This is a genomic window from Geobacillus sp. FJAT-46040, from assembly GCF_002335725.1.
GTDB lineage: Bacteria > Bacillota > Bacilli > Bacillales > Anoxybacillaceae > Geobacillus > Geobacillus thermoleovorans.
The window spans coordinates 1,206,635-1,230,697 of the sequence record NZ_NISS01000001.1 but is presented as its reverse complement, the minus strand read 5'-3'; the positions used below and the strand labels follow the sequence as shown (position 1 = coordinate 1,230,697).

Below are 24,063 nucleotides of genomic sequence, written 5' to 3'. Positions count from 1 at the left end.
TTCGTCAAATCAATAGATGGAACAAGTTCGGGTCTTTGTTGACCTCTTGGAACGGGAAACCTTTTTTCTTCATCCGCTCGATGAGCGGTGCGTAGTCTTCGCGCCGTTTCAGCTCGATGCCCACAAGCGCCGGTCCGCTTTCTTTGTTGTTTTTCTTCGTGTATTCAAACCGGGTGATGTCATCCGTCGGCCCAAGCACTTCATCCAAAAACTCGCGCAGCGCCCCGGCCCGCTGCGGGAAGTTGACGATGAAATAGTGCTGCAGCCCTTCGTAAATCATCGAGCGCTCTTTGATTTCCTGCATCCGGTCGATGTCGTTGTTGCCGCCGCTCACCACGCAAACGACCGTCTTGCCGCGGATATGTTCCTTGTAAAACTCGAGCGCGGCGATCGGCAGCGCCCCAGCCGGCTCGGCGACGATGGCGTTTTCGTTGTACAGCTCCAAAATCGTCGTGCACACTTTCCCTTCTGGAACGACGACGATGTCATCAATCACCCCGCGGCATAATGCAAACGTTTTTTCCCCGACCGTTTTGACGGCGGCGCCGTCCACGAACTTGTCAATCTCCTCAAGCGTGACGACACGTCCATGCTCGAGCGCCGTTTTCATCGATGGGGCGCCGGCCGGCTCGACGCCAATCACTTTAGTGGACGGGGAAATGCTTTTCACATACGTCCCCAGCCCAGCCATCAATCCGCCGCCCCCGATGCTGGCAAACAAAAAGTCAATCGGTTCATCACAGTCGTTTAACACCTCGACGCCAATCGTCCCCTGTCCGGCGATGACGTATTCGTCATCAAACGGATGGATGAACGTCCTCCCTTCCGCCTCGGCGCACTTCACCGCTTCGTTGTAGGAATCGTCAAACGTGTCGCCGACAAGCACGATCTCAACCATGTCTTTGCCAAACAGCTGCACTTGCGACACTTTTTGCCGCGGCGTCGTCGCCGGCATATAAATTTTCCCATGCACGCCAAGCGCTCGGCATGAATAGGCCACCCCTTGGGCATGGTTGCCGGCGCTGGCGCATACCACCCCGTTTCTCCGCTCCTCATCCGTTAAATGCTTCATCCTGTTGTACGCCCCGCGCAGCTTAAACGAACGCACGACTTGCAAATCCTCGCGCTTTAAGTAGACATTGCATTCGTAGCGCTCGGATAACAGCGGATTTTTTTGCAGCGGCGTATGGAACACAACATCCTTCAACGTATGATACGCGATCAAAATGTCCTCGACGTATACTGCCCCTTGCTTCCGTTTCAGCTGTTGTTCCATGTTCTCGTTCCCTTTCTTTTCTAAGTTGTCTTTGATTTGTAGATTATATCACAAATTCGTAAAAAGAAAAGGGAATTTTCGAAAAGTTTTTGAGTGAAGAGGGGCTGGCTCGCGATCATCGCGATAATCCCGCTTTACCGGACGCTTCCGCGGTCCTAGCTTGACGTCATCGGATGAGCTTCTAGAAACCTCTTCCACTCGGCCAATACAGGCACAGCGAACGGCTCGTTCATGCGCAAGCGGACCGAAAAAACGACCGGCGCTATGTCCGGTCGTCCTCTTTTTTAAACTCTTCTTCCTCGGCAAATTCCGTTGCCCATCTTCCTTCATCATACCAGCGGTGCTCTTCTTCCCTCCTTGCCTCTTCGAGAACATGGCTTTCCATATACAAGTGGAAAAACGCTTCAACCGCCCCGATCGCCAATGAACTGAAAAACGCACCGTATGCCATATTGACGGACGGAGCAATGATGGCAAAGCTGGACGGCCAAATCAACAAAAAGGAAAGCGGCACGTCAAGTGCGGCAGCAACAAAATGGCCGACGCGCGGCAAGATGAACACATCGCCGATGACGTAAGACACGAGCGCCGTGATGACCGTCATGAGCGAAATCAACGAAAGCGGGGCGTTGAAGATCGTAAACATGGAAAATAAGACGACGCTCCAAGCGGCGAGCTTGACGATAAAAGGAACGATATGCTTCATTTGTCTTCCTCCATTTCCATTGTTGGGTCTTACTTGTTATCGTTCCTTGTTCGCCCCGCTTCTATGCAGAAACACGTTTTCAAAATGTTCGGATCTCAAACAAAAAGACGCCCCGTTTTGGGGTCGTCTTCGCAAACGTTTCGTACGCCAACGACAAACGCATATCCATGCCCGTGTCCCATCTATTTCGCCTTTTTCCGCTCATAAATGATAAAGGCGTGTTCATACGGATTCTTTTCATCTTTCCCTCCTGGCGTATAGGAAACGATTTCCCATTCATCGTCAGAAATGGGCGGATAAAACGTATCGCCGGGGAACGAGGCGAAAATTTTCGTCACATACAGTCGGTCGGCAAGCGGCATCGTCGCCTGAAACAGTTCCGCTCCTCCGATGATAAACACCTCTTCATCGTTGCGGCCGGCGGCCCACTGTTTCACCTCGTCGAGCGAGTGAAGCACAAGGCAGCCTTCCGGGCGAAACGAACGGTTGCGCGTGACGACGATGTTTTCCCGTCCGGGAAGCGGCCGGCCGATCGCCTCAAACGTTTTTCGCCCCATCACGATGGCATGCCCCATCGTCACCCGTTTGAAATACGCCAAATCGGCCGGCAAATGCCAAGGCAAGCGGTTGTCTTTGCCGATCACCCGGTTTTCATCCATCGCCACAATGTGCGACATCATCGCGCTCTCCCCTTCACACCGCCACCGGTGCTTTAATCGCCGGATGCGGGTTGTAGCCGACAATTTCAAAATCGTCGTATTCGTAATCGAAAATGGACGGCGGCTTCCGTTTGATCACGAGCTTCGGCAGCGGGCGCGGCTCGCGCGTCAGCTGCAGTTTCGCTTGTTCCAGATGATTTTTGTACAAATGGACATCACCGCCGGTGAAAATGAGTTCGCCGACATCGAGGTCGCATTGCTGGGCGATCATATGCGTCAACAACGCGTAGCTCGCGATGTTAAACGGCAGCCCTAAAAACGTATCAACGGAGCGCTGCTGCCACATGCACGACAACCGACCGTTCGCGACATAAAACTGAAAGGCATAATGGCACGGCGGCAGCTTCATCTCGTCTAATTCCGCCACGTTCCAAGCGCTCACCAGCAGCCGGCGTGAATTCGGATTTCGTTTGATCTCTTCGACAACCCATGCGATCTGGTCGATGGTTTTCCCGTCTGCTCCCTTCCACGAGCGCCATTGCGCGCCGTAAATCGGGCCGAGATCGCCGTTTTCGTCCGCCCACTCGTCCCAAATCGTCACGCCATTCTCCTGCAAATAGCGGACGTTCGTATCGCCTTTTAAAAACCAAAGCAGTTCATAAATGATGGAGCGGATATGCAATTTTTTCGTTGTCACGAGCGGAAATCCGTCCTGTAAGTTGAAGCGGAGCTGGCGGCCGAACACCGACAGCGTGCCGACGCCCGTTCGGTCTTCTTTTTCGACGCCGTTTTCCAAAATATCCTCCAAAAGCTGTAAATATTGCCGCAATGTCCTCACCTCACGCTCTATCATACCATAAAGCAACACATGATAAAAAAAACGAGCCTTTTACGAGGCCCGCTCCGCCAATCCACGGATGAATGCGTATGTGTTCGGCGCTGCCGCCCGCAGCGTGTGCCGCGTCTTGTCGCTTGCATAATAATAGGCAAACGACTCGGCAAAATACTCTTCCGGATAAGTCAAAAAATAAGATTCGCCAGGAAAGAGCCGCGGCGCCTCCTCCCGCCAAATCGCTTGAAATTCGTCCGTTTCATGAATGCGGTCAAATACGATGTAATCGAGCGAATGAGCAAACTCATGCAGCTCCAAATTGACCGAGCCGTGTCCTTTCCCTTTTTCGCTATGGCCGAGACGGACGAGCACCAAATGCGACCCGCCGATGCCCGGCACGTCATCCCATGTTTTGGATCCCGGCATATAACCGCGCGGCGTTTTTCCGCGCAAATGGCGGGCCGTCGGCTCATCGGTGATCGGGCCGGTCAACAGTTGGATGTAAATATGGTGGTCCGCCGCCTGCTCTAAAATCGTGCGATCAATGCGGGCGAGCGTCTGAATGGTCTTGTTCGCCTCCGCAGCGGGAAACGCTGTCTCGGGCACGATCACAATGCGGCCGAGCACGTCACGGGACGGAATGTCCCGAAGATCAAGGCCGCTTTCTTGAAGCAGCACGCCGTGGGCGGCCGGGTACGGCGAAAGCGATAGAAGCGGAATCGCGAACAGCGCTGCCAACAAACTAGTCCACAATCGTTTCATGGTGTTCCCCCGCTTCTTTTATTCTATGAAAATGATATCATAGAACGAAGCAGGGAAAAACGCGCAAAATCAGGAAAGAACCGCAAGCGGTTTATGTGCGCCAATTCGGCGGCGTATTTTTGGACCAGTAGATTTTCCCGAGTTCATAGTGAGCTTGAAAGCCATCATCGCAAGTATGATAGTGAAATTGAAACCAGTACCCGTCCTGCGGCGGGTGTTCGCGGCGGACGTGAAAGCGGACGAGATCTTCTCCTGTGTCCATGCGATACAAATGGAAAATGCGTTCTCCTTGCCCGCCGGACGGATTTTCCGATACGGCCAAATAACGGAGCTCTTCTTCCGGACAGCGTTCAGCCAGCCCGGCAATCACCTCTTCGATGCGCGGCAAGATGACGGTGCGAAATTCATCTTCAATAACCGGGGCGATTTTGCGGCCGAACTTTTCGTACGACTGCGCCACTGCCTTTTCCATCGTCTCTTCGATAAACTGTTCACGAGTTAACGAAACAGAAACAGCTTCCGCCTCATGGTCTGCTTGGGAATGCTTCCAATCGGGAGACGGGGCGTCATCTGACGGCGGCTCTTTGGCCGCGAGCAGCGAAGCGGGCGGTGTGACGAGTCCAAACGTGCAGACGGTAATGGCGGCAACAAGCGTTTTTCGAAGCCAAGACGGCAGCTTCATCGCCTTCACCTCTCACTACCGCCGATCAGCGGCTAAAGACGCAAACAAGCCGGTCGCTTTTAATTTGGCGACCGCCCGGCGCAACACCGCCTCCGGCTGGACGAGGGCGATGCGCACATAGCCCTCGCCGCTTGGCCCAAACGCGTGCCCGGGCGTGACGACGACGCCCGCTTGGTCGATGAGCGCCTTCGCAAACGAAAGCGATGTAAAGCCGTCCGGAATTTTCGCCCACACGAACATACCGGCTTGCGGACGGTCAACCGCCCAGCCGATGTCGGCCAACCCGTCAACGAGCGCATCGCGGCGCGATTGATATATCGCGCGGCTTTCGGCGCAAAAGTCGGCCCCATGACGCAGCACTTCGGCCGCCGCTTTTTGAATCGGCCAAAAGACGCCATAATCCAAATTCGACTTAAACTCGGCGAACGTGCGAATCACTTCGGCATTTCCGCACAAATAGCCGACCCGGCAGCCGGCCATGTTGTAGCTTTTGGACAACGAATTGATCTCCACGCCAACGTCCTTTGCGCCTGGAACAGAAAGAAAACTCACCGGTTTGTTTCCGTCATAATACAGCTCGCCGTAAGCAAAATCGGACACAACGAGAATATCGTACCGCTTCGCAAACTCGACCACTTCGCGATAAAACGATTCTGTCGCTATAGCTGGAACTGGATTTCCAGGGAAGTTGGTAAACATGATTGTCGCCCGTTTGGCAATGTCCTCCGGGATCGCACGCAAATCCGGCAAAAAGCGGTTTTCCTCCCTCAGCGGCAGAAAATACGGCTCCGCTTCCGCCATTGCCACCCCCGCCGCATACGCCGGATACCCGGGATCCGGCAATAAAATGACATCCCCCGGGTCGGCGAACACCATCGGCAAATGCACGAGCCCGTCCTGTGATCCGATGACGTACGTTACTTCCGTCTCCGGATCGAGCACGACGCCATGCGCCGTGCGATAATAGTCGGCGACCGCTTCATGAAACTCGCGAATGCCCCTTAATGTGTAGCCGTACGCATTCGGCTCGTTGGCGTAGCGGGCGATCGCCTCACGCACAAACGGCGCCGGGGGCAAATCCGGGCTGCCGACGCTTAAATCGATCCACTCGTCATGAAGGTGGCGCTGCTTTTGACGATACGCCGTCAACTCGGCGAAAATCGATGCCGAAAACGCGTTCATTCGTTTCGCCCTTTTCATCGTCTTTCCTCTCCCTTGCCAAAACAAAAACCGCTTTTCCTTTTCCACTTTTGTTGGTATATACTATGATTACATGAATAGTGTATCATATGTTCAAGGGGAAAACATAGACAGAAAGGCGGGAAAACAGCGATGACAACCATCTTTTTTGCGGCCAGCCTCATTACGTTGTTGTATTTCATTTACAGCTGCATCGCCAATGCCTGACGGCGGCAGCGAAAACGGAGCTCCGCACAGGAGCTCCGTTTTCTTTCAGTCGATTTTCGTTTTTTTGCGCGCAGAATCAAGCTCGTAGGCGCCTGTTTCCGTTTGCGTCGTGCCTTGTCCCCTCACCTCCGGGGCGCTGACGCCCGTTTTCGAACGGTCTTTTTTCCGCTTCGGCACGCCGATCACCTCCGCCCTTATCGTTCCCCGGCGCCGGCAGCGGTATGCAAGGCCTGGGAAGGCATAAGGCATCAGTTACAATATTTGTCAAACGCAGCCAAAATGTTTTCCATCACGTCCTCCATCGAGTGAAACTCGATGTCTTCGCGCGGGATAAAATGAACAACTTCCTTTCCTTTTAAGAGCGCCATCGACGGCGAGGACGGCGCATAGCCGACAAAGTACTCGCGCATTTTCGCCGTCGCCTCTTTGTCTTGGCCGGCGAATACCGTCACAAGATAATCCGGCTTTTTCTCGCTCCTAAGCACCGCCTGCGTCGCGGCCGGGCGCGCCAGTCCGGCGGCGCAGCCGCACACTGAGTTGACAAAGACAAACGTCGTTCCTTCCACTTGTTCCATAAACTGCTCGACTTCCTCACTCGTGCGCAATTCGCGGAAACCGGCGCGGACGAGCTCATCGCGCATCGGCTGCACGAGCTGACGCATATATTCTTCATATGCCATCGACATGGCCATCATCCCTCCATATGATCATCGTTGTGCTATCAGCATACTATACTTCGCACGAAAAAATCAATGAAGACGGCTGCCAGCGGCAAGTGAAAAGCCGATGGCCGGGGGAAGACGCCCCTCCAAATCAGCGCCGGCTGGGAAACAGCCGCAAACCCGAAAATTAAGTGGCTGCCGTCAGTGACTGCAGCGTGGAACATTCAAATAGAATGAACGTATCTTGAGCACAACCGTGACGACTTAACAAGAATCGCTTGTTTGGCCAAAGAAAGAGACGCGCCGGCCGGCGCGCCTTTTTTTATTTCTCCGTCTTGTTCTCTTTTTTTCGACTTTCCGTCATTTGCTTCCAGACGGAGCCTTTCGCCTCTTCGCCGCCTTCAATCCGTTCGATCGCCATTTTCACTTGCAAGCTGACCTCAAATTCCGGATCGTTTTCCGTCGCTTTTAACGCCGGCAAGGCCGATTCATCGCCGACTTCGTACAAAAACATAGCCGCGCGCCAACGAACGAGCTTGCTTTCGTCCTTGAGCGCCTCGATCATGGCCGGAATGGCGTCCGGGTCGCCGATGTCGGACAAACAGTCGCCGGCAGTGCGGCGGACAGCGACAGCCGGATCTTTTAGCGCTTCGTACAAATACGGAAGCACCTTTTTCCCGCCGATCATGCCAAGGTATGCCGTCGCCAGGCGGCGAATAGCCATTTTTTCATCTTTTAACGCTTTGGCCAGCACCGGAATATCGTCTTCGGTCGGCTCAGCCATTTGTTCGAGCGCGGCATACCGTTTGCGCCAGTCCGGGTCATCGAGCATCTCGCTTGTCACTTTGAGGCTTGGACGCTTTTGCACCGTTTTTTCCTGCTCGCCGCGGCGGAACATGTTGACGATCCGCTCCAGCCGCTCGGGCGGATAGGCGGCTGACAGCTCATCGACGATTTCGCGGCCGATTTCTTCGAACGTGCCGTAACGCACCCCTTTTTCGACCCATTTGCGCTCAAGCACAACATTTCCCGCGTATTTTTGCGCCTCAATGACTGCGTCCATAAACGGTTTCGGTAGCCCGACGCGGTGTTCGCGCTCCCCATCGACAAGCTTCACTTGCATCGGCAGACCGTACAGCATTTGCACGAACACTTTCACTTCGCCAAAATGTTCGTTCACCGTCGGCTTTTCCTCTTCCGCTTCCCCCACATCTTCGCCGAACACTTCGCGCACTTTCGTCAAAATGTCGCGCCAATCGTACTTCGGATGACGCTCGACGGCCAGAAAATCGGCGACATGGTAAATGCCTTTCACCCCTTCAATGCGCATGAGCGCCTGGATGATCGGCGGCGCGGCGGCGACGTTGTCCGGCTTGTAGTTATGGCTCGTGCCAAACGGCAGCTCTTCATCAAGCAGCACTTTCATCGTATTCGGGCTTGGTGTCGGTTCAATCGCTTTAATGCGCAAGCGCAACCCCCTCCTTTGACTGTCCCACTGTCTTACAGCAGTTTTTCGATGTCTTCTTTCAGCTCGCTCGGCTTTGTTTGCGGTGCGAAACGAGCTACAACCTTGCCGTTGCGGTCGACCAAAAACTTCGTGAAATTCCATTTGATCGCCTTCGTTCCCAATGCCCCCGGCGCCTCTTCTTTCAAATATTGAAACAGCGGATGGGCGTGATCGCCATTCACATCCACTTTCGCAAACAGCGGGAACGTCACACCATAATTCAACTGGCAAAATTGCTCGATTTCCTCTTCCGTCCCCGGCTCTTGGCCGCCAAACTGGTTGCACGGAAAGCCGAGCACCACAAACCCGCGATCACGATATTCGTCATACAGCTCCTGCAGTTCTTTATACTGCGGGGTAAAGCCGCAACGGCTCGCCGTGTTGACGATCAACAACACTTTTCCTCGATAGGCAGACAACGGCTGTTCTTCTCCGCGAATCGTTTTGACGCTGAATTCATATACACTCATGATTTTTCACCTCATCTCCATCATAGCGGATTTCATGGTTTGTTTCTACTTTTTGCACCGTTACTGCCCGGCGAACAGCTGCAATTGTTCAAGTGATGAAACCATATACGGCACCATCTCCGGCAAATCGGCGGCGTTTTCCTCATAAATGAGGCGGGCAAATTCGACCACGGCTTCATTTTCATACGGGCCGCGTTCATGTGGAAATGGAAAGCGGAGCGTTTGCCGGATGATTCGCTCCTTGCCCCAAATCGTCCGCAGCGTTCCTTCGATAAGCGCACAAACGGACAGGCGGCGCACCGGCAAGGCGAACGAGACCGCAAGCCGACAGCCGGCCCGGCCGTGATAGAGCCGCTCATTGACCAGCTCAGCAAAATCAAGCGAAAGCCGCGCGGTGCAGACGACGAGCGGATCGGGCGCATCATTCAGCCGAAATGAAATGGCGTACTCCCGAAACAAACGGGCCAAATCGACAAGGTCGCGGCGCTCGACCACGGCAATGCGCCCTTGCAAATCCGCGTCATATACCGCCCCTTCCAACACCGTTTTTAAATTGTCAAAGGCTGTCGGATCCAATCGGAATTCCCCCTTTTTGTTCACCAGCTGTTTAAGGTCAAAAAAATCAATTGAAGAATGTTGACAAAGTTTTTATAATTAAGGTATTTAGTAACGAGACAGAAACGGAGGGGACACCATTGCCAATCAACATTCCAAAAGACTTGCCGGCGAAAGAAATACTCGAACAGGAAAACATTTTCGTGATGGACGAAGAACGGGCTTACTCCCAAGACATCCGGCCGCTCAACATCATCATTTTAAACTTGATGCCCGAAAAAGAAAAAGCAGAGACACAGTTGCTGCGGCTGCTTGGCAACTCGCCGCTGCAAGTGAACGTCACCTTTTTGCGCCCGGCGACCCATGAGCCGAAAACGACAAGCAAACATCATTTAGAACAATTTTACACGATTTTCCCGCACATCCGCCATCGCAAGTTCGACGGAATGATCATCACCGGAGCCCCGGTCGAGCAATTGCCGTTCGAAGAAGTTACGTATTGGGATGAGCTGACCGATATCATGGAATGGACGAAAACGAACGTCACGTCAACGTTGCACATTTGTTGGGGAGCACAAGCTGGCTTATACTATCACTACGGCATTCCGAAATACCCATTGCCGGAAAAATGCTTCGGTGTGTTCAACCATACGGTGGAAGCGAAAAACGTGAAACTATTGCGCGGTTTTGACGATGTGTTCCGCATGCCGCACTCCCGCCATACCGACGTCAAGCGCGAAGACATCGAAAAAGTGCCAGATCTCACAATTTTGTCCATGTCCGACAAAGCCGGCGTTTGCCTCGTTGCATCGAACGACGGGCGCCGCATTTTCTTAACGGGTCATCCAGAATATGATGCGACAACGCTCAAAGAAGAATATGAACGCGACTTGGCGAAAGGGCTGCCGATTCACATCCCAGAATCATACTTTCCCAATGATGACCCAAGCCAGCCGCCGCTGAACACATGGCGCTCGCATGCCAATTTACTGTTTGTCAACTGGCTGAACTATTACGTGTATCAAGAAACGCCTTATGAATGGGAATGAAATCAATATATGCAATCATTTCACTTGAACCATCCCGAAAAAACGCCTTGCTGAAACATATGCAAGGCGTTTTTCTCATTTTGGACGATTGTTTTCGTGTTTCGACAATCGCCCTGTTCTTTTAGTTTTTTTGACATACAATACGATAGATTCCACCAGGAGGTGAACATGATGGGCGCTTGGCATGGAAACAGCTTTGCGTTGATTGTCGTTCTGTTTATTTTGTTGATTATTGTTGGATGTGCCTGCTTGGGCGGATATGCCTACTAACCGAAATCACTGATTGCCTTCATCCGGCCGGCTTGCAACGGGAACACGAACGCTTCCCGCTTTTTTTATGTTGGGCTGTAGACAACCATGCATAGGAATGAAAGCATCGTCCATGCTAAACGTATGACAACGGCAGCCAAAGGAGGTGGAGCTCATGACGAAACGCCCAAACAACGGCAGCCGCAATCAAAACGCGCCAACGCAAGATCCGATGGCCTTGCTTCGCGGCCCGGTTTCCGGCGATAACAGCAAAGGACGGCGGCAAAACAAAATCCAAAATGACAAAACCGATGAAAATGCCTAACCTGCAAAAAAGCGGCCGTTTTTTAGCCGTTTTTTAGCCGCTTTTTTGCTTCTAAAATTCAATCCCTTTCATCGCGGTCCTTCCTTGTTCATAGTCATGCTTGATGAGCTTCATTTCCGTAACGATATCGGCAGCCGCCATCAGCTCCGGGCGCGCCGCGCGCCCCGTGATGACAAGATGGAGCGACGGCGGGCGCGTGCGGATCAGCTCGAGCACCTCGCTGACTGATACGATATCTTCAACGGGAAAGCGGTCAATGGCCAACACATTGTTCAGTTCATCGAGCACAATCATATCATACCGTCCGGAATACACATATTCTTTGGCCACCGCCCAGGCACGCTTCAATGCTTCCCGGTGGATGTCCGGCGTTTTCGTCCATGTGAAGCCGGCGCCGAGCTGACGGACGTCGACGCCAAGGCGCTCTAGGGCCAACTGCTCGCCGTATGTTCGTTCCGGCGATTTCAAAAACTGCAAAACCGCGACGTTCATTCCCCGGCCGACGGCACGCAGGGCAAGCCCCAATGCGGCCGTCGTTTTTCCTTTTCCGTCGCCCGTATAAACGATGACACGCCCGCTACGACGAGGCGTCGGCATCGACCACGCCCCCTTGCCGCTCCGGAAACCATTGGAGCGTCTCACGCAGACGAACGACATCGCCGATGATGATGATGGCCGGATGGGAAATGCCCGCCTGTTCCGCCTCGTCTGACAGCGTCGAAAGCGTCGCCGCCACCGTGCGCTGCCGCTCGGTCGTCCCCCATTCAATGATGGCCGCCGGCGTATCCGACGGCTTTCCGGCCGCCATCAAACGGCCGCAAATATCCGACAAGTTGGCCGCTCCCATGTAGACAATGATCGTATCGCATCCTCGAGTCAGCGCCTCCCAATCGATCCGCTCACTCCGATGCCCGCTGACCATCGCCACCGAGGCGGCGTAATCACGGTGGGTGACCGGAATGCCGGCGTACGCCGGCACAGCGATGCCGGATGTCACCCCTGGAACGATTTCAAACGGAATTCCGGCTTTCACCAACACTTCCGCCTCTTCACCAACGCGGCCAAAAATGCACGGATCGCCGCCTTTTAAGCGGACGACCGTTTTTCCTTGTTGCGCATGCCAAACGAGCAGCTCATGAATTTGTTCTTGAACCGTGTCATGTTTTCCCGGCTCTTTGCCGCAGTAAAGAACCTCAGCGCCCGGCTTTGCGTAGCGCAGCAGCTTCCGGTTGATGAGCCGGTCGTAAATAATGACATCCGCCCGCTCTAGGCATTCGCGGCCGTAAACCGTGATGAGCTTTTCATCGCCCGGCCCGGCGCCGACTAAATACACTTTGCCGATGGTCATTTCCCGTTCTCTCCTTTCGCATCAGCGGTGGAAACGCCCGCCGAAGCGAATGTCGCCATTTCGTTCACCATCGCCGTCGCGGACACCAAGAGCGGAAACGCTACCGCCGCGCCGCTTCCTTCGCCAAGGCGCATGCCAAGATCCAAAAGCGGCTCTTTCCCAAGCAAACGAAGGGCTATACTGTGCCCCGGCTCTTCGGAACGATGGCCGGCAATCATATAGTCTGTGACGTTCCCGGCAAACTGGCGGGCCACAAGGGCAGCCACCGTGCAAATAAAACCGTCAAGCAAAATCGGGATGCGCCGTTCGGCGGCTGCCAGCATCGCTCCGGCCATAGCCGCAATCTCCAACCCGCCGATTTTCGAAAGCCATTCAAGCGGCTTCGCCGGATCCGGCCGATGAAGCAAGAGCGCCCGTCGGATCACGTCCTGTTTATGGGCAAGCATTTCCTCCTTAATGCCGCTTCCTTTGCCAACGATGCGCTCAAGCGGCTCCTCGGAGAGCGTGGCCAATAAGGCGCTCGCGGCGGTCGTATTGCCGATGCCCATTTCGCCGACAATGAGCGTGCGGACGCCTTGTTCAATGATGGATGCCGCCTGCTCGTAACCGACATGAAGCGCCTGTTCGGCCTCGGACGGCGTCATCGCTTCCGTTTTGGCGAAATTGTTCGTTCCCGGGCGCACCTTTTTCTGAATGACACGCTCATCAGCAATTGGCACGGCGACACCGACATCAATGACTTGAAGCAACGCGCCGATTTGACGGCTGAAGGCGTTGATCGCCGCTCCGCCGTTGGCAAAGTTGTACACCATTTGCGCCGTCACTTCGGCCGGATAGGCAGACACCCCTTCTTCCGTGACGCCATGATCGGCCGCAAACACAAGCACTCCGGGCGGAGTGACGCGTGGAAGCAGCTCCCCGGTCATGCCGGCAAGCGTTGTCGCCACTTCTTCAAGACGGCCGAGGCTGCCGGGCGGTTTGGTCAATTGATCGATATAGGCACGCGCTTGTTCAACCATTTCACGGTGGATCGGTGAGATGGAAACATTCATCATGGGCGCACCATATCCCCATCAAGCGGGAATAGGCGCTTCCTCCTTTCTCGCCTATGATTGAGGGAACGCGTCAACTTTTCCATCCGAATCATGCCAACACCGTTGGTGAGGGCAAAACGGACGATTTGACGGCTGATTTTATGGTTTATATCCTTCATCCAGCAGGACTCTTTACGGCCGATTGTGCGAATCATATGGAGCTTCTTCGCTTTGCCCAACGTTCGCCGCAAAGCCGCATATCGTCGGCGAATGAAAGCGCATTGGCTGTCCTTGAAAAACAACGATTTCGTTCCAATGCTGGCAACGGCGATATAACGAAGTCCCAAATCAACGCCCATTGCCTTGGTGTCTTCCCGTTGTTGGACTTCAACTGTGATCGCGACAGCCAAATTGACGCATCATCTGTTCGATCCGTCCGACGTCGACATGCTCGCGGACATGGGCGGCAAGCCGGTCAAACATCGCTTCCTTACGGGTGTGAAACGATACAGCGCCGTGCAACGGAGCTCCCTTTTCGCGGCGAATAGCATTCAAAAAAGCGGTGCGGAACGCATCGTTATGAAACAAATCGTGCATGTACGTGCCCAGCACCCGCTCATCACTGTGCTTCGCCCCTTCATGACGGCCGTCCGCCTCAATAAGCGGCGCATAGCCAGAAAGCGGCGCCGAGCGGCCCATATGAATTTCGTATCCTTGCACGGCAAATCGCTCTCCGCCCCATGTAAGCACTCCTTCGGAACGGATCGTGATTTTCGTCCGCTCAAGCGTCGTTTCCATCGGCAGCAACCCAAGCCCTTTGACTTCCAAAAGCGGCGTCTCGACTCCATACGGATCGCGGATGACGGCGCCAAGCATTTGGTAGCCGCCGCATAAGCCGACGACCCTCGCTTTTCCTTCATTGACAAGCGACACAATGCGGGAAGCGAGTCCTCTTTTCTTCATATAAATCAAGTCTTCGATCGTGTTTTTGCTGCCGGGAAGCACGATCACATCCGGCTCGCCGAGTTCACCCGCGTGCGTCACCAACCGGACGCGGCAGTCCGGTTCGGCCAAAAGCGGGTCGATATCGGTGAAATTGGCGATTTTCGGATAGCGGATGACGGCGATGTCAATCGCTTCCTCTCCCCCGACAGATGAAGCAAACCGCTCAAGCGACAGCGAATCTTCCGCATCGATCGTCAAATCAGGCAAATATGGAACGACGCCAAGCACCGGCACACCGGTGTGCTGCTCAAACCAATCAAGCCCCGGTTTAAGCAGTGACACATCGCCGCGAAACTTGTTAATGATGACGCCGATGACCCGCTTTCGGTCCTCAGGCTCAAGCAGCGACAGCGTTCCGACGAGGCTCGCGAACACCCCGCCCCGCTCAATATCGCCGATCAACACGACCGGAGCGTTGGCGAGGCGGGCGATGCGCATGTTGACGAGCTCACGGTCGTTTAAATTCACTTCCGCCGGGCTTCCCGCTCCTTCGATGACAAGCCGGTCGTATTCGTTCATCAGCGTTTCAAGCGACTGGCGAATGACGGCCAGCCCTTGATCGAAAAACTCGTTTCGGTAGGCGAACGCCTGCATATTGGCATACGGTTTGCCAAGCACGACGATTTGCGACTCGTGATCGCGGCTTGGCTTAATCAAAATCGGATTCATCTCGACGCGCGCCGCCACTCCGGCCGCTTCCGCCTGAATGCCTTGCGCCCGGCCGATTTCTTTCCCGTCCGGCGTTACATATGAGTTTAACGACATGTTTTGCGACTTAAACGGCGCCGTCTTCCAGCCGTCTTGGGCAAACATGCGGCAAAAGGCGGTGGCGATGACGCTTTTGCCGGCATCAGAATGGGTGCCTTGAAACATAATCGGCAGCGCTCTAGCCATCGCGTTTCACCCGCTCGCATGCGGCGAGCCATCGTTCAGCCATCGCCGGGGCGGACGCGAAATGGAAATGGACGTAGCCGGCGACAAGCCGGTGCATTAGACAACCGTCCGGCTTTGTTCCTTTCCGGCCGCTCGTGTCATAAGCAAACGGCATCTCGCTCCGCGGTTCGTACACCGAATAATGGAATTCATGTCCGCGCGCTGTTTCTCCTTCCGGCAATAGAAAATTCCCTTTCCGCCCGCGCACTTCGCGATACCCAAGCGCCGCCAGCGTCCGCTGCATGACGACCCGCCCCGGAATGACGCCGACCATGTCGTACGCCTCCCCGCTCGTCGTCACAAGCTGTTCAGTGAGAAACATAAATCCGCCGCACTCAGCCAGCGTCGGCAAACCGGATTCAATCGCCGCCCGGATCGACTGTTTCGCCGCCGTCTGCCGCGCCAGCTCAGCGGCAAATTCCTCCGGGAAGCCGCCGCCGATATACAGCCCGTCGGCGCCTTCCGGAAGCGGCTCGCCGGCGAGCGGGGAGAAATAAACAAGTTCCGCGCCATAGGCGGCCAATATCTCCAAGTTTTCTGGATAGTAAAAGTGGAAGGCGGCATCCTTCGCCACCGCGATGCGAACCGGATACGTCCGGCTTGGCTGGACAAGCGGCGCAGGCGCCTCCAGAGGCGGAGCGGACTCGGCGATTTGAAGCAGCGCCTCCCAATCGACTGTTTCCGCTACTTTTTCCCCAAGGGCGGCAAAAAAAGCATCCAATTCGCCGCGCTCCACCGACGGTACGAGCCCTAAATGCCGCTCGGGCAACGTCAGAGCCTCGTCTTTTGGCAAATAACCGACCGCCGGGATGCCGCACATTTGCTCGATGGCCGCCTGAATCAGCCGGAAATGCCCTTCGCCGCCGACGCGGTTCGCAAACACGCCGGCAATGCGGACGTTGGGGTGAAACGTTTGAAACCCGCGGACGATGGCAGCAGCGCTGCGGGCCATGCCGGCGGCGTCAATGACAAGCAGCACCGGGCTTTCCGTCAATGCCGCAATATCGGCTGTCGATCCTTCATCAGACAGCGGCTGCTTGCCGTCAAACAGCCCCATCACCCCCTCGATGATGGCGAGATCCGCCCCTTGGCAGCCGTTCGCCAACATTTGGCGCACGTTCGCACGGCCGGCCATCCAGCTGTCCAAGTTGCGCGCCGGCCGGCCGGTGACCGCCGTATGGTACGTCGGATCAATGTAGTCTGGTCCGCATTTAAACCCTTGCACCGTATATCCTTGCTGCCTCATGGCCGCCATCAAGCCGAGCGTTACAGTCGTTTTGCCGGCTCCGCTTCCTGGCGCAGCGATGACAAGCCGTCGCATGGCTCGCTCTCCTTTCTGCGTCTGTGATCGATCAGTGCCACCGAAATCGTCACGTTGCCCGATTTCTTTTTCACGAGCGCCATTCGATCGGCCCCGCTGTACAATTTCGCCGCCGGCTCGCTCACCCCGTAGGCGCCGGTGTAGCGAAACACGGTCTCCGACGGCGCTTCGATCGGCACCGTGTTCAGCTCTTCTGGCGTATATGCAACCAATTCCCATCGATATTTGTTGACTACCTCCAAAAGGCCTTGTTCATCCTTTTTCAAGTCAATGGTGCACACCGCTTTGACGCTTTTGAGCGAAAAGCGCAGCTCATTGAGCGTCTCGCGGATGACCGCTTCGATTTCGTCAGCCGATGTGCCGCGGTTGCAGCCGATGCCAAGGGCGATCACTTTCGGGCGATACAAGACGCCGTTTTGCAAAATCGCTTCTTCTTCCGGCGCAAGCAGCCGGTGAGTGACCACAAGCGCCGCCGTCGGGCGGGCGGCCAGCGCCTCCGCGATCGAGCCGTACACGGTGATGTTTTTTGGCAGCGGGCGGCCCGCCGGCCACCAATTTGGTTCTCCTGACTCTTGCACAATGGCGACCGGTTCTTCATTGACAACAGCCGCGCTCACCGGCGTCAAGTTGTCATCCGACTCCCATTCCCAGCCGAATTCGCGGCCGAATAGATCAACAGCGATCGTCTGCTGCACATCGGAAGCGGTCGTAATGACCGGGCGGGCGCCCAATATGGCGGCCACACGCCGCGTCAGTTCGTTGGCGCCTCCTAAATGGCCGGATAATACGCTGATGACATGTTCTCCTTTATCATCAATGACGACAACCGCCGGATCGGTCTTTTTATCTTTCAGCAATGGAGCGATCATCCGGACGACCGCGCCGAGCGAAATGATGCAAATGAGCCCGTCGTAGCGGGCGAACAGCTCCGGCAGCAACGTCTTCACGTTGCCGGAAAACAAGCGGATCCCGTGCTCGGCTTCATCGCCGCGGGCGAATTTCTCCGTATAATACACGTCCGCTCCAACTAGCGCGCCGCCGAGCCGGCGGGCGATCTCGACCCCGTGTTTCGTAATGGCCACGACCGCATAGACGCCGTTCCTTTCGTTGTTTATGGCAACATCCCCCACCTTACGCCTCCCCCTTTCGATATCCGTGCGTAAACGTCCGGTCATACAGCTTCGACCGATAGCCTTGTCCATGAATATGCGGATCGAGCGCCCAGCCGGCTAAGATGATGGCGTGCTTCGTCACGCCATAGCGCCGCATATCGTCAGCCATTGTGGCAACGGTGGAACGAATCACCACTTCATCCGGCCATGTCGCCTTATAGACGATCGCGACAGGCGTATCACCGCTCCAGCCCGCGTCAAGGAGCGCCGCGCTTACTTTTTTGGCAAGCGTCGCGCTTAAAAAAAGGACAAGGGTGCAATGATGCTGGGCCAGCTCCTGCAATTTCTCACGCGGCGGCACCGGCGTCCGCCCCTCGGCGCGGGTGAAAATGACCGTCTGCGTCAATTCGGGGACGGTGAGCTCGGCCTGCACCGCGGCCGCGGCCGCAAACGCCGAACTGACACCGGGGACGATTTCGACTTCAATTCCTTCTCCTTTCAATAAGGCGATTTGCTCGAGCGTCGCCCCGTAAATCGATGGATCACCCGTATGCACGCGGACGACGAGCCGGCCTTGCCTCACCTTGTCGGCCATCATCGCCACCATTTGTTCCAAATGCATGCCGGCTGTATGAAACACCTCTGCCTCCGGCTTCCGGTAACGCTCAATCAGTTCTTCGCTCACTAACGAGTCGGTGTAAAAAATGGCGTCCGCCGCGGCCAACAGCTCCGCTCCTCGAACGGTGATCAAATCCGGCGCTCCCGGCCCCGCTCCGATGATATACAGCTTCACTTTCTCACCACCAGCAATGTCAAATATTCGAGTTCTGCCCCTTCGAGCCGCTCAACGTCCCAAATGACTTCTTCCCTTGACGTCACTTTCGTCACCACTGCCGCCCGATGAAGCAAATCGAGCTCGCGCAGGAGGCGGATCATCAAGTCGATCACTTTTGCTACTTTAAAAAAGATGACACAATCATGTGCAAGAATCGCGGCTTTCATCGCTTCATAGTCGTCACGCGCCGGCACGATCGCCACTTGCTCATCGCCGTCCGCCAGCGGCAGGCGAAGCCGGGCGGCGGCGGCGTTCGCCGAGCTGACGCCGGGGACGACTTCGATCGGCGCGTCTGGATAGCGTCGCTCCATCACATGCATCAAATGGATGAACGTGCTGTACAACAGCGGATCGCCTTCGGTGACAAACGCCACATCGCGCCCAGCCGACAGTTCCGCCCAAATGGCGTCGGCTGCTTCGTTCCATTTTGGTTCAAGCACGGCCACGTCTTTTGTCATCGGAAAATGAAGCCCAAGCCGGCGTTTTTCCTCCGGCGCAAAATACGCGTCGATAATTTGTTCGGCATAGCTTTTGCTTTGCCGCCCTTTTTTTGGATAGGCGATCACCTCCGCCTCTTTTAGGCGGCGGTACGCCTTGACAGTCATCAGCTCCGGATCGCCTGGGCCCACGCCGATGCCATATAATGTTCCCGTCATTTCTCTCCCTCCCGCTTCGCGGCTATGATGTACACCGGATTGAGCGCCTCAAAGCGCGTCAAGTTCAAAATCGGCTTGCTTCGCGACACTTGAGCGAGCGTGATATCGACATGAAACCCGCGTTCGCCGAGCTCGCGGCTCGCTTCGGCCAGCGTCTCGATCGTCGCCGCATTGATGACGATGCGCCCGTTTCGTTTCAAGCGGCGGCAGCACACATCCAGCAATGGCGCCATCGCCCCTGACGTGCCGCCGATAAAGATGGCGTCCGGGTCGGCAAACTCATCGAGCCGATCGGGCGCCCTGCCGTGCACAAGTGTGATATCGACGCGGAATTTGCGCAAGTTTTGCCGGCAAAGTTCGATATCTTGTTCATTTTTTTCAATCGCAAACACGGCGCCGTCGCGGGCGATTTTCGCCGCTTCAATCGCCACCGAACCGGTGCACGTTCCAATATCCCAGACGACGCTGTCCGGGCGCAAGCGCAAGGAGCTTAGACTTAAAACTCGGATTTCTTTTTTCGTAATCAATCCTTTGTCCGGCTTGCGCTGAAAAAACTCGTCATCCTCAATGCCGAACGGCCAAACCGGGCTTGGCGCTGTCTGCCGCAAAATGACTATATTTAATGGAAGAAACTCGGCTTCCGCCATCTCTTCCAACGAAAACAAGCGGCAGCGCTCATTCGGCCCGCCGAGCTCCTCGCCGACAAACGCCTCATATTCCGTCATGCCGTACTCGAGCAAATAGCGGGCGATGGCGGCCGGCGAGTTCGTCTCATCGGTTAAGATGGCGACTTTGCGCCGCCCGTCGACCCGCTGAGCCAAACCGGTGAGCGGCCGGCCATGGACGCTGACAAACGCCGCGTCTTGCCAAGACTCGCCCATTTTCGCAAACGCCCATTGCACTGAGCTGACGGCCGGATACACGTCGATCGGCAATTTGCCGGCCAAATAGCTGCCGATGCCGTAAAAGAGCGGATCGCCGGAAGCAAGCACGACCGTGTTGCGCGTCTCATGGCGGAGCCGCTCCACCAGCTCCGCCAGTCCGCGGCGGATGATGATCGTTTCTCCTTTGTATTCAGGAAACATCGCCAGCTGCCGTTCGCCGCCGACAAGCAGCTCGCTTTCATCAATCCAGCGTCGATACAGCTCAGGAAGACTTGCTTGCCCATCAGCACCCACACCGATCAACTTCATCGTCCCCATCGGTCTGCACCGCCTTTCCTAATTGTTGTCCGTTCATTGTGTAAATGGACGTCGCCACCGTCAGACCGCCTCCCACTTCGTGAAGCGCCGCCTGGCAGCACGCTTCGCACAAAAGCTCGAAAAACTTCATGCAACCGGCCTCTTGCATCATGTCGCCGACTTGCGCCGCCGTATTCGCGCCGCGCACCGCAGCCACCAGTTCTGGGCCAGCACCTGCCTGCTCGGCGATGGCAGCCAAAAAGCCAAAGTCGACCGGGGCGCTTTTCGAGTGCACCATCATCACTCCTTGAGCGACTTTCGAAAATTTCCCCATCATCCCGACCATCGACACCATCTTGATGCCAAGCCGTTTGCATTGTTTCAGCGTAAAGCCGACAAAATCGCCCATTTCGATAAACGCTTCTTCCGGCAAATGTGGATATTCTTGCATGGCGTATTTCTCGCTCCGCCCCCCGGTCGTGATGACAACATGGCGGCAGCCGTTCGCTTTCGCCACTTGAAGCGCCTGCACGATGCTCGCCCGGTAGGCGGCGGTGGAGAACGGAACGACGATGCCGCGCGTCCCCAAAATCGAAATGCCGCCAATGATGCCTAGTCTCGGGTTCAACGTTTTTTTGGCGATTTCCTCGCCGCCGGGCACAGAAATGACGACCTTCACCCCGCGATGTAGACCGTATTGCGCCAGCACTTCATTGACGGCTTCGCGGATCATTTGCCGCGGCACTGGATTGATCGCGGCTTCCCCGACCGGCACCGGCAAGCCGGGTTTGGTGACACGTCCGACCCCTTCCCCGCCGTCGATATGAACGCCCGGCGACGAGGCCCATGAGACAGTGGAAACGATGAGCGCACCGTGCGTCGCATCTGGGTCATCGCCGCCATCCTTCACGACCGAGGCCGTCGCCGTTTCGCCATCGAACGAACAAGAGGCAAGTGAAAAGGTGACGACCCGCCCGATCGGAATCCGAATCGTCGCCTCCGCCTGCACTTGGCCAGTGATGAGCGCCGTGAGCGCGGCTTTCGTTGCCGCTGTCGCGCACGATCCGGTCGTATACCCTTCACGCAGCGTTTTTTTCGTTTCCATCGTTCGTCACGCTCGCTCGGCGAGCAGCGATAAAGCATTCAAGGCAGCGACGGTCACGGTGCTTCCTCCTTTGCGGCCGCGGTTGGTGATGAACGGCACATCGAGCTTCGCCAATTCTTCTTTCGATTCCGCCGCCGAGACGAATCCGACCGGCAAGCCGATCACCAATCCCGGCCGCGCCTCTCCTTCTTTGATGAGGCGAATGAGCTCCAACAGCGCAGTCGGAGCGTTGCCGATGGCAAAAATGCCGCCTTCCGCTTCTTTCACCGCTTTGCGCATCGCCACAATCGCCCTCGTCGTATTCAACCGTTTCGCTTCAGCGATCACGTCTTCATCAGAAATATAGACGCGCACCGCGCTGCCGAACTTCGCCAACCGCGCTTGATTGACGCCGGCTTGCACCATTTGCACATCGGCGACGACAAGCTTGCCGCTGCGGATGGCATCAATGCCTGAGCGAATCGCATCCGGGTGGAAAAGAAGACTTTTGCCAAGCTCAAAATCAGCCGATGCATGGATGACGCGCTGAACGATTCGATATTGTTCTTCCGTAAATGAATGCTCGCCGATCTCTTCATCAATGATTTGAAAACTTCGCGCTTCAATTTGTTCCGGCTGGACGGTGGCCGGACGAAACGTGGTATGAAACTCCATCTTTCACTCGCTCCTTTTTTCGCTTGATGTTCAGGGAACTCCCGCTAGCCAAATCTATTTTGTTTGACACTACGTGTGCGCTTTACCCAGCGGCATGGAGGAATGTCCATCCGTTTACGCCGTCGGAAGCGGTGCATGCTGCTTCAACGCCTCGAGCACGCCGGCAAAATCGTGGTGCACGATGCCGTATGACAGCCGCGGGCGGCGGATGACGATGACCTCGATGCCGAGCTCCTCGGCGGCGGCGATTTTCTCATCCACAAACCCGACTTTGCCGCTTTCTTTCGTGACGACGACCGTGACGCCGAAATGACGGTACAGCGCCCGGTCGAGCTCTTGGGTAAACGGCCCCTGCATCATGACGATCTGCTCTTGCGAAAACCCAAGACGCTCGCATTTGTCCAAATTGTCTTTTCTCGGGAGCATCCGGGCGATCACCTTCACGTTTGGGCGATTGAGCAGTTTGGCGGCGAAAATGTCGAGCGTTTTGCTGCCGGTCGTCAGCATCACGACGCCGCCTTTTTCCGCCGCCAGCTCGGCGGCTTCTTCATAGCTATCGACAAATGTCACCTTCTCGGATGAAAGCGAAGACGCCTGCCGCTCATAGCGGATGTACGGCAATTCGGCAGCGGCCGACGCTTGCATGGCGTTTTTCGACGCCTCCTCCGCAAATGGATGACTCGCATCGACAATCGCTTTGGCTCCCTCGGCTTTGGCCAGCTCGGCAAGCTGGGACGCATCCAAGCGGCCGACATAGGCGCGAATGCCGGATGACCGAAGCTGTTCGGCCGCGTGATCGGTGACGACCGTCGCCGTGACCGAATAGCCAGCTTGTTGGATCATCACCGCCAATTCGCGGGCATCGCTCGTCCCTGCCAACATCAAAATCATCAGCGCTCCCCCTTTTTGTTTTTTAGTGATGATGGTGATGATGATGGTGAGAAACGTGCAGCCGGTATTGACAGACATCGCAGTTCATCGCCACCGTTTGATCGAGCACTTCTTGCAGGCGGTCAAGCACGATATCGATCAGTTTCGGATGAAAGCCGACATAATCGGCCAGCGCAAATGAGACGTGCGGGTGATCGAGGCGGTATTGCGCCACTTGCTGTTCAAGCCGCTTGATGAGCACACCGGTGAACAAAAAATACGGCAAAACGACGATCCGCTTCGCCCCAAGCATGAGACAGCGGCGGACGGCGTCATCAAGCGACGGCGTCGTCACCCCCATAAACGCCGGCTCGATGAGCGCATAGCCCGTTTGTTCCCAAAACAAGCGGGCGATTTTATACAAGTCGCTGTTCGCGTCCGGGTCGCTCCCGCCGCGACCGAGCAAAATGACCGCTGTGCCGTCGTCTGGCTCTTCCGGCCGCTCGCCGATTTCTTGCAGACGCTCGCGCAAAATCGCGAACGTCTGCTCATGAACGCCGATCGGCCGTCCATATCGAAACATGATGTGCGGATAGCGCGCTTTCGCCTCATCGATTTCCGCCGGGATGTGCAGCTTCGAATGCCCAGCCGGCAATAAAATGAGCGGAATGACCGCCACTTCCGCCGCTCCGGCCTCAACGCACCGCGCGATTCCTTCGCTGATCGACGGATGGCCAAACTCTAGAAAACTCGTTTCAACATGGAAAGAAGCAGAAAGACGCGGCCGCAGGCGGTCGACAAACTGCTGTACTTGCTCATTTCCTTCCGGGTCGCGGCTTCCATGGCCGACAAACAAAATGGCTCTCAT

The 24,063-nt window shown here is 55.8% G+C and carries 28 protein-coding genes and 1 pseudogene; 3 read left to right on the top strand and 26 right to left on the bottom strand.

Going from position 1 to position 24,063, the window contains the following annotated elements; all coding sequences use genetic code 11:
* Positions 1-4 precede the first annotated feature (4 nt).
* From ilvA to CD000_RS06425, 12 genes are all read right to left on the bottom strand, one after another.
* Complete coding sequence (ilvA, locus tag CD000_RS06480) at positions 5-1,276, bottom strand: threonine ammonia-lyase IlvA (RefSeq protein ID WP_096225267.1); 1,272 nt, start codon at positions 1,274-1,276, stop codon at positions 5-7.
* Between the two features lie 262 nt (positions 1,277-1,538).
* Complete coding sequence (locus CD000_RS06475; RefSeq protein ID WP_033010005.1) at positions 1,539-1,982, bottom strand: YndM family protein; 444 nt, start codon at positions 1,980-1,982, stop codon at positions 1,539-1,541.
* 182 nt (positions 1,983-2,164) lie between these two features.
* Positions 2,165-2,662 carry a dihydrofolate reductase gene (locus tag CD000_RS06470; RefSeq protein ID WP_096225265.1) on the bottom strand — a complete coding sequence of 166 codons (498 nt, stop codon included), beginning with the start codon at positions 2,660-2,662 and terminating at the stop codon, positions 2,165-2,167.
* A gap of 13 nt (positions 2,663-2,675) precedes the next feature.
* On the bottom strand, positions 2,676-3,470 hold the full coding sequence (thyA, locus tag CD000_RS06465) for a thymidylate synthase (protein ID WP_096225263.1): 795 nt from the start codon (positions 3,468-3,470) through the stop codon (positions 2,676-2,678).
* A 60-nt stretch (positions 3,471-3,530) separates the two neighbouring features.
* Positions 3,531-4,235 (bottom strand): anthrax toxin lethal factor-related metalloendopeptidase, encoded by a 705-nt coding sequence (locus CD000_RS06460; RefSeq protein WP_096225261.1) that lies wholly within the window; start codon positions 4,233-4,235, stop codon positions 3,531-3,533.
* A 91-nt stretch (positions 4,236-4,326) separates the two neighbouring features.
* The gene (locus tag CD000_RS06455) at positions 4,327-4,911 is read right to left on the bottom strand and encodes a YpjP family protein (RefSeq protein ID WP_198962526.1); all 585 of its coding nucleotides are present in this window, start codon (positions 4,909-4,911) and stop codon (positions 4,327-4,329) included.
* 21 nt (positions 4,912-4,932) lie between these two features.
* Positions 4,933-6,117 carry an LL-diaminopimelate aminotransferase gene (locus CD000_RS06450; RefSeq protein WP_096225258.1) on the bottom strand — a complete coding sequence of 395 codons (1,185 nt, stop codon included), beginning with the start codon at positions 6,115-6,117 and terminating at the stop codon, positions 4,933-4,935.
* A gap of 252 nt (positions 6,118-6,369) precedes the next feature.
* On the bottom strand, positions 6,370-6,501 hold the full coding sequence (locus tag CD000_RS06445; protein WP_080729592.1) for a YuzL family protein: 132 nt from the start codon (positions 6,499-6,501) through the stop codon (positions 6,370-6,372).
* A 71-nt stretch (positions 6,502-6,572) separates the two neighbouring features.
* Complete coding sequence (locus CD000_RS06440; protein WP_096225256.1) at positions 6,573-7,010, bottom strand: BrxA/BrxB family bacilliredoxin; 438 nt, start codon at positions 7,008-7,010, stop codon at positions 6,573-6,575.
* Between the two features lie 298 nt (positions 7,011-7,308).
* Positions 7,309-8,454, bottom strand: a complete 1,146-nt coding sequence (locus CD000_RS06435) for a conserved virulence factor C family protein (protein ID WP_096225255.1) — start codon at positions 8,452-8,454, stop codon at positions 7,309-7,311.
* A 32-nt stretch (positions 8,455-8,486) separates the two neighbouring features.
* Positions 8,487-8,963, bottom strand: coding sequence for a glutathione peroxidase (locus CD000_RS06430; RefSeq protein ID WP_096225253.1), 477 nt, complete (start codon positions 8,961-8,963; stop codon positions 8,487-8,489).
* A gap of 60 nt (positions 8,964-9,023) precedes the next feature.
* Positions 9,024-9,539, bottom strand: coding sequence for a hypothetical protein (locus tag CD000_RS06425; protein ID WP_096225251.1), 516 nt, complete (start codon positions 9,537-9,539; stop codon positions 9,024-9,026).
* 119 nt (positions 9,540-9,658) lie between these two features.
* Between CD000_RS06425 and metA the strand changes: the two genes are divergently transcribed.
* The 3 genes from metA (at position 9,659) to CD000_RS18720 (ending at position 11,141) form a co-directional block, all read left to right on the top strand.
* Positions 9,659-10,567, top strand: coding sequence for a homoserine O-acetyltransferase MetA (gene metA, locus CD000_RS06420; protein ID WP_014195890.1), 909 nt, complete (start codon positions 9,659-9,661; stop codon positions 10,565-10,567).
* Positions 10,568-10,738: 171 nt separating this feature from the next.
* On the top strand, positions 10,739-10,837 hold the full coding sequence (locus CD000_RS06415) for a YjcZ family sporulation protein (protein ID WP_011231280.1): 99 nt from the start codon (positions 10,739-10,741) through the stop codon (positions 10,835-10,837).
* Positions 10,838-10,991: 154 nt separating this feature from the next.
* Entirely contained in the window at positions 10,992-11,141 is a 150-nt protein-coding gene (locus CD000_RS18720; protein ID WP_011231282.1) for a hypothetical protein, read from the top strand.
* Positions 11,142-11,192: 51 nt separating this feature from the next.
* Here CD000_RS18720 and cobO read toward each other — a convergent pair whose 3' ends face one another.
* The 14 genes and pseudogenes from cobO to CD000_RS06345 all read right to left on the bottom strand — a co-directional run bounded on the left by cobO (position 11,193) and on the right by CD000_RS06345 (position 24,063).
* The gene (gene cobO, locus CD000_RS06410; protein WP_011231283.1) at positions 11,193-11,738 is read right to left on the bottom strand and encodes a cob(I)yrinic acid a,c-diamide adenosyltransferase; all 546 of its coding nucleotides are present in this window, start codon (positions 11,736-11,738) and stop codon (positions 11,193-11,195) included.
* On the bottom strand, positions 11,719-12,489 hold the full coding sequence (gene cobA / locus CD000_RS06405) for a uroporphyrinogen-III C-methyltransferase (RefSeq protein WP_096225249.1): 771 nt from the start codon (positions 12,487-12,489) through the stop codon (positions 11,719-11,721). Before cobA ends, cobO begins: the two co-directional genes overlap by 20 nt.
* Positions 12,486-13,544 (bottom strand): nicotinate-nucleotide--dimethylbenzimidazole phosphoribosyltransferase, encoded by a 1,059-nt coding sequence (cobT, locus tag CD000_RS06400; RefSeq protein ID WP_198962491.1) that lies wholly within the window; start codon positions 13,542-13,544, stop codon positions 12,486-12,488. Before cobT ends, cobA begins: the two co-directional genes overlap by 4 nt.
* A gap of 68 nt (positions 13,545-13,612) precedes the next feature.
* A pseudogene (locus tag CD000_RS06395) lies at positions 13,613-13,933 on the bottom strand (transposase); the annotation flags it as partial.
* Entirely contained in the window at positions 13,911-15,422 is a 1,512-nt protein-coding gene (locus CD000_RS06390) for a cobyric acid synthase (RefSeq protein ID WP_096225247.1), read from the bottom strand. The gene CD000_RS06390 and the pseudogene CD000_RS06395, both read right to left, overlap by 23 nt.
* Complete coding sequence (locus tag CD000_RS06385; RefSeq protein WP_033010019.1) at positions 15,415-16,782, bottom strand: cobyrinic acid a,c-diamide synthase CobB; 1,368 nt, start codon at positions 16,780-16,782, stop codon at positions 15,415-15,417. Before CD000_RS06385 ends, CD000_RS06390 begins: the two co-directional genes overlap by 8 nt.
* Positions 16,728-17,912, bottom strand: coding sequence for a cobalt-precorrin 5A hydrolase (locus CD000_RS06380; RefSeq protein ID WP_096225245.1), 1,185 nt, complete (start codon positions 17,910-17,912; stop codon positions 16,728-16,730). The genes CD000_RS06385 and CD000_RS06380 overlap by 55 nt, the downstream gene beginning before the upstream one ends.
* Position 17,913: 1 nt before the next feature.
* Complete coding sequence (cobM, locus tag CD000_RS06375) at positions 17,914-18,687, bottom strand: precorrin-4 C(11)-methyltransferase (RefSeq protein WP_096225244.1); 774 nt, start codon at positions 18,685-18,687, stop codon at positions 17,914-17,916.
* Complete coding sequence (cobI, locus tag CD000_RS06370; protein WP_011887473.1) at positions 18,684-19,385, bottom strand: precorrin-2 C(20)-methyltransferase; 702 nt, start codon at positions 19,383-19,385, stop codon at positions 18,684-18,686. Before cobI ends, cobM begins: the two co-directional genes overlap by 4 nt.
* A complete protein-coding gene (gene cbiE, locus CD000_RS06365) occupies positions 19,382-20,587 on the bottom strand; it encodes a precorrin-6y C5,15-methyltransferase (decarboxylating) subunit CbiE (RefSeq protein ID WP_096225242.1) in 1,206 nt (401 codons plus the stop codon). Before cbiE ends, cobI begins: the two co-directional genes overlap by 4 nt.
* A complete protein-coding gene (locus CD000_RS06360) occupies positions 20,553-21,671 on the bottom strand; it encodes a cobalt-precorrin-5B (C(1))-methyltransferase (RefSeq protein ID WP_014195897.1) in 1,119 nt (372 codons plus the stop codon). Before CD000_RS06360 ends, cbiE begins: the two co-directional genes overlap by 35 nt.
* A gap of 6 nt (positions 21,672-21,677) precedes the next feature.
* On the bottom strand, positions 21,678-22,325 hold the full coding sequence (locus CD000_RS06355) for a precorrin-8X methylmutase (protein WP_011231292.1): 648 nt from the start codon (positions 22,323-22,325) through the stop codon (positions 21,678-21,680).
* Positions 22,326-22,439: 114 nt separating this feature from the next.
* Positions 22,440-23,216: a precorrin-6A reductase gene (cobK, locus tag CD000_RS06350; protein WP_096225240.1), complete on the bottom strand. Its 777-nt coding sequence runs from the start codon at positions 23,214-23,216 to the stop codon at positions 22,440-22,442.
* A gap of 22 nt (positions 23,217-23,238) precedes the next feature.
* Positions 23,239-24,063: a sirohydrochlorin chelatase gene (locus CD000_RS06345; protein ID WP_096225238.1), complete on the bottom strand. Its 825-nt coding sequence runs from the start codon at positions 24,061-24,063 to the stop codon at positions 23,239-23,241.

What these genes read in the sequence shown, in the direction of transcription:
- ilvA (WP_096225267.1), bottom strand. Translation starts at nt 1,276, where the DNA reads ATGGAACAACAGCTGAAACGGAAGCAAGGGGCAGTATACGTCGAGGAC.
- CD000_RS06475 (WP_033010005.1), bottom strand. Translation starts at nt 1,982, where the DNA reads ATGAAGCATATCGTTCCTTTTATCGTCAAGCTCGCCGCTTGGAGCGTC.
- CD000_RS06470 (WP_096225265.1), bottom strand. Translation starts at nt 2,662, where the DNA reads ATGATGTCGCACATTGTGGCGATGGATGAAAACCGGGTGATCGGCAAA.
- CD000_RS06460 (WP_096225261.1), bottom strand. Translation starts at nt 4,235, where the DNA reads ATGAAACGATTGTGGACTAGTTTGTTGGCAGCGCTGTTCGCGATTCCG.
- CD000_RS06450 (WP_096225258.1), bottom strand. Translation starts at nt 6,117, where the DNA reads ATGAAAAGGGCGAAACGAATGAACGCGTTTTCGGCATCGATTTTCGCC.
- CD000_RS06440 (WP_096225256.1), bottom strand. Translation starts at nt 7,010, where the DNA reads ATGTCGATGGCATATGAAGAATATATGCGTCAGCTCGTGCAGCCGATG.
- CD000_RS06430 (WP_096225253.1), bottom strand. Translation starts at nt 8,963, where the DNA reads ATGAGTGTATATGAATTCAGCGTCAAAACGATTCGCGGAGAAGAACAG.
- CD000_RS06415 (WP_011231280.1), top strand. Translation starts at nt 10,739, where the DNA reads ATGGGCGCTTGGCATGGAAACAGCTTTGCGTTGATTGTCGTTCTGTTT.
- CD000_RS18720 (WP_011231282.1), top strand. Translation starts at nt 10,992, where the DNA reads ATGACGAAACGCCCAAACAACGGCAGCCGCAATCAAAACGCGCCAACG.
- cobO (WP_011231283.1), bottom strand. Translation starts at nt 11,738, where the DNA reads ATGCCGACGCCTCGTCGTAGCGGGCGTGTCATCGTTTATACGGGCGAC.
- cobA (WP_096225249.1), bottom strand. Translation starts at nt 12,489, where the DNA reads ATGACCATCGGCAAAGTGTATTTAGTCGGCGCCGGGCCGGGCGATGAA.
- cobT (WP_198962491.1), bottom strand. Translation starts at nt 13,544, where the DNA reads ATGATGAATGTTTCCATCTCACCGATCCACCGTGAAATGGTTGAACAA.
- CD000_RS06390 (WP_096225247.1), bottom strand. Translation starts at nt 15,422, where the DNA reads ATGGCTAGAGCGCTGCCGATTATGTTTCAAGGCACCCATTCTGATGCC.
- CD000_RS06385 (WP_033010019.1), bottom strand. Translation starts at nt 16,782, where the DNA reads ATGCGACGGCTTGTCATCGCTGCGCCAGGAAGCGGAGCCGGCAAAACG.
- cobI (WP_011887473.1), bottom strand. Translation starts at nt 19,385, where the DNA reads ATGACGGGAACATTATATGGCATCGGCGTGGGCCCAGGCGATCCGGAG.
- cbiE (WP_096225242.1), bottom strand. Translation starts at nt 20,587, where the DNA reads ATGGGGACGATGAAGTTGATCGGTGTGGGTGCTGATGGGCAAGCAAGT.
- CD000_RS06360 (WP_014195897.1), bottom strand. Translation starts at nt 21,671, where the DNA reads ATGGAAACGAAAAAAACGCTGCGTGAAGGGTATACGACCGGATCGTGC.
- CD000_RS06355 (WP_011231292.1), bottom strand. Translation starts at nt 22,325, where the DNA reads ATGGAGTTTCATACCACGTTTCGTCCGGCCACCGTCCAGCCGGAACAA.
- cobK (WP_096225240.1), bottom strand. Translation starts at nt 23,216, where the DNA reads ATGATTTTGATGTTGGCAGGGACGAGCGATGCCCGCGAATTGGCGGTG.
- CD000_RS06345 (WP_096225238.1), bottom strand. Translation starts at nt 24,063, where the DNA reads ATGAGAGCCATTTTGTTTGTCGGCCATGGAAGCCGCGACCCGGAAGGA.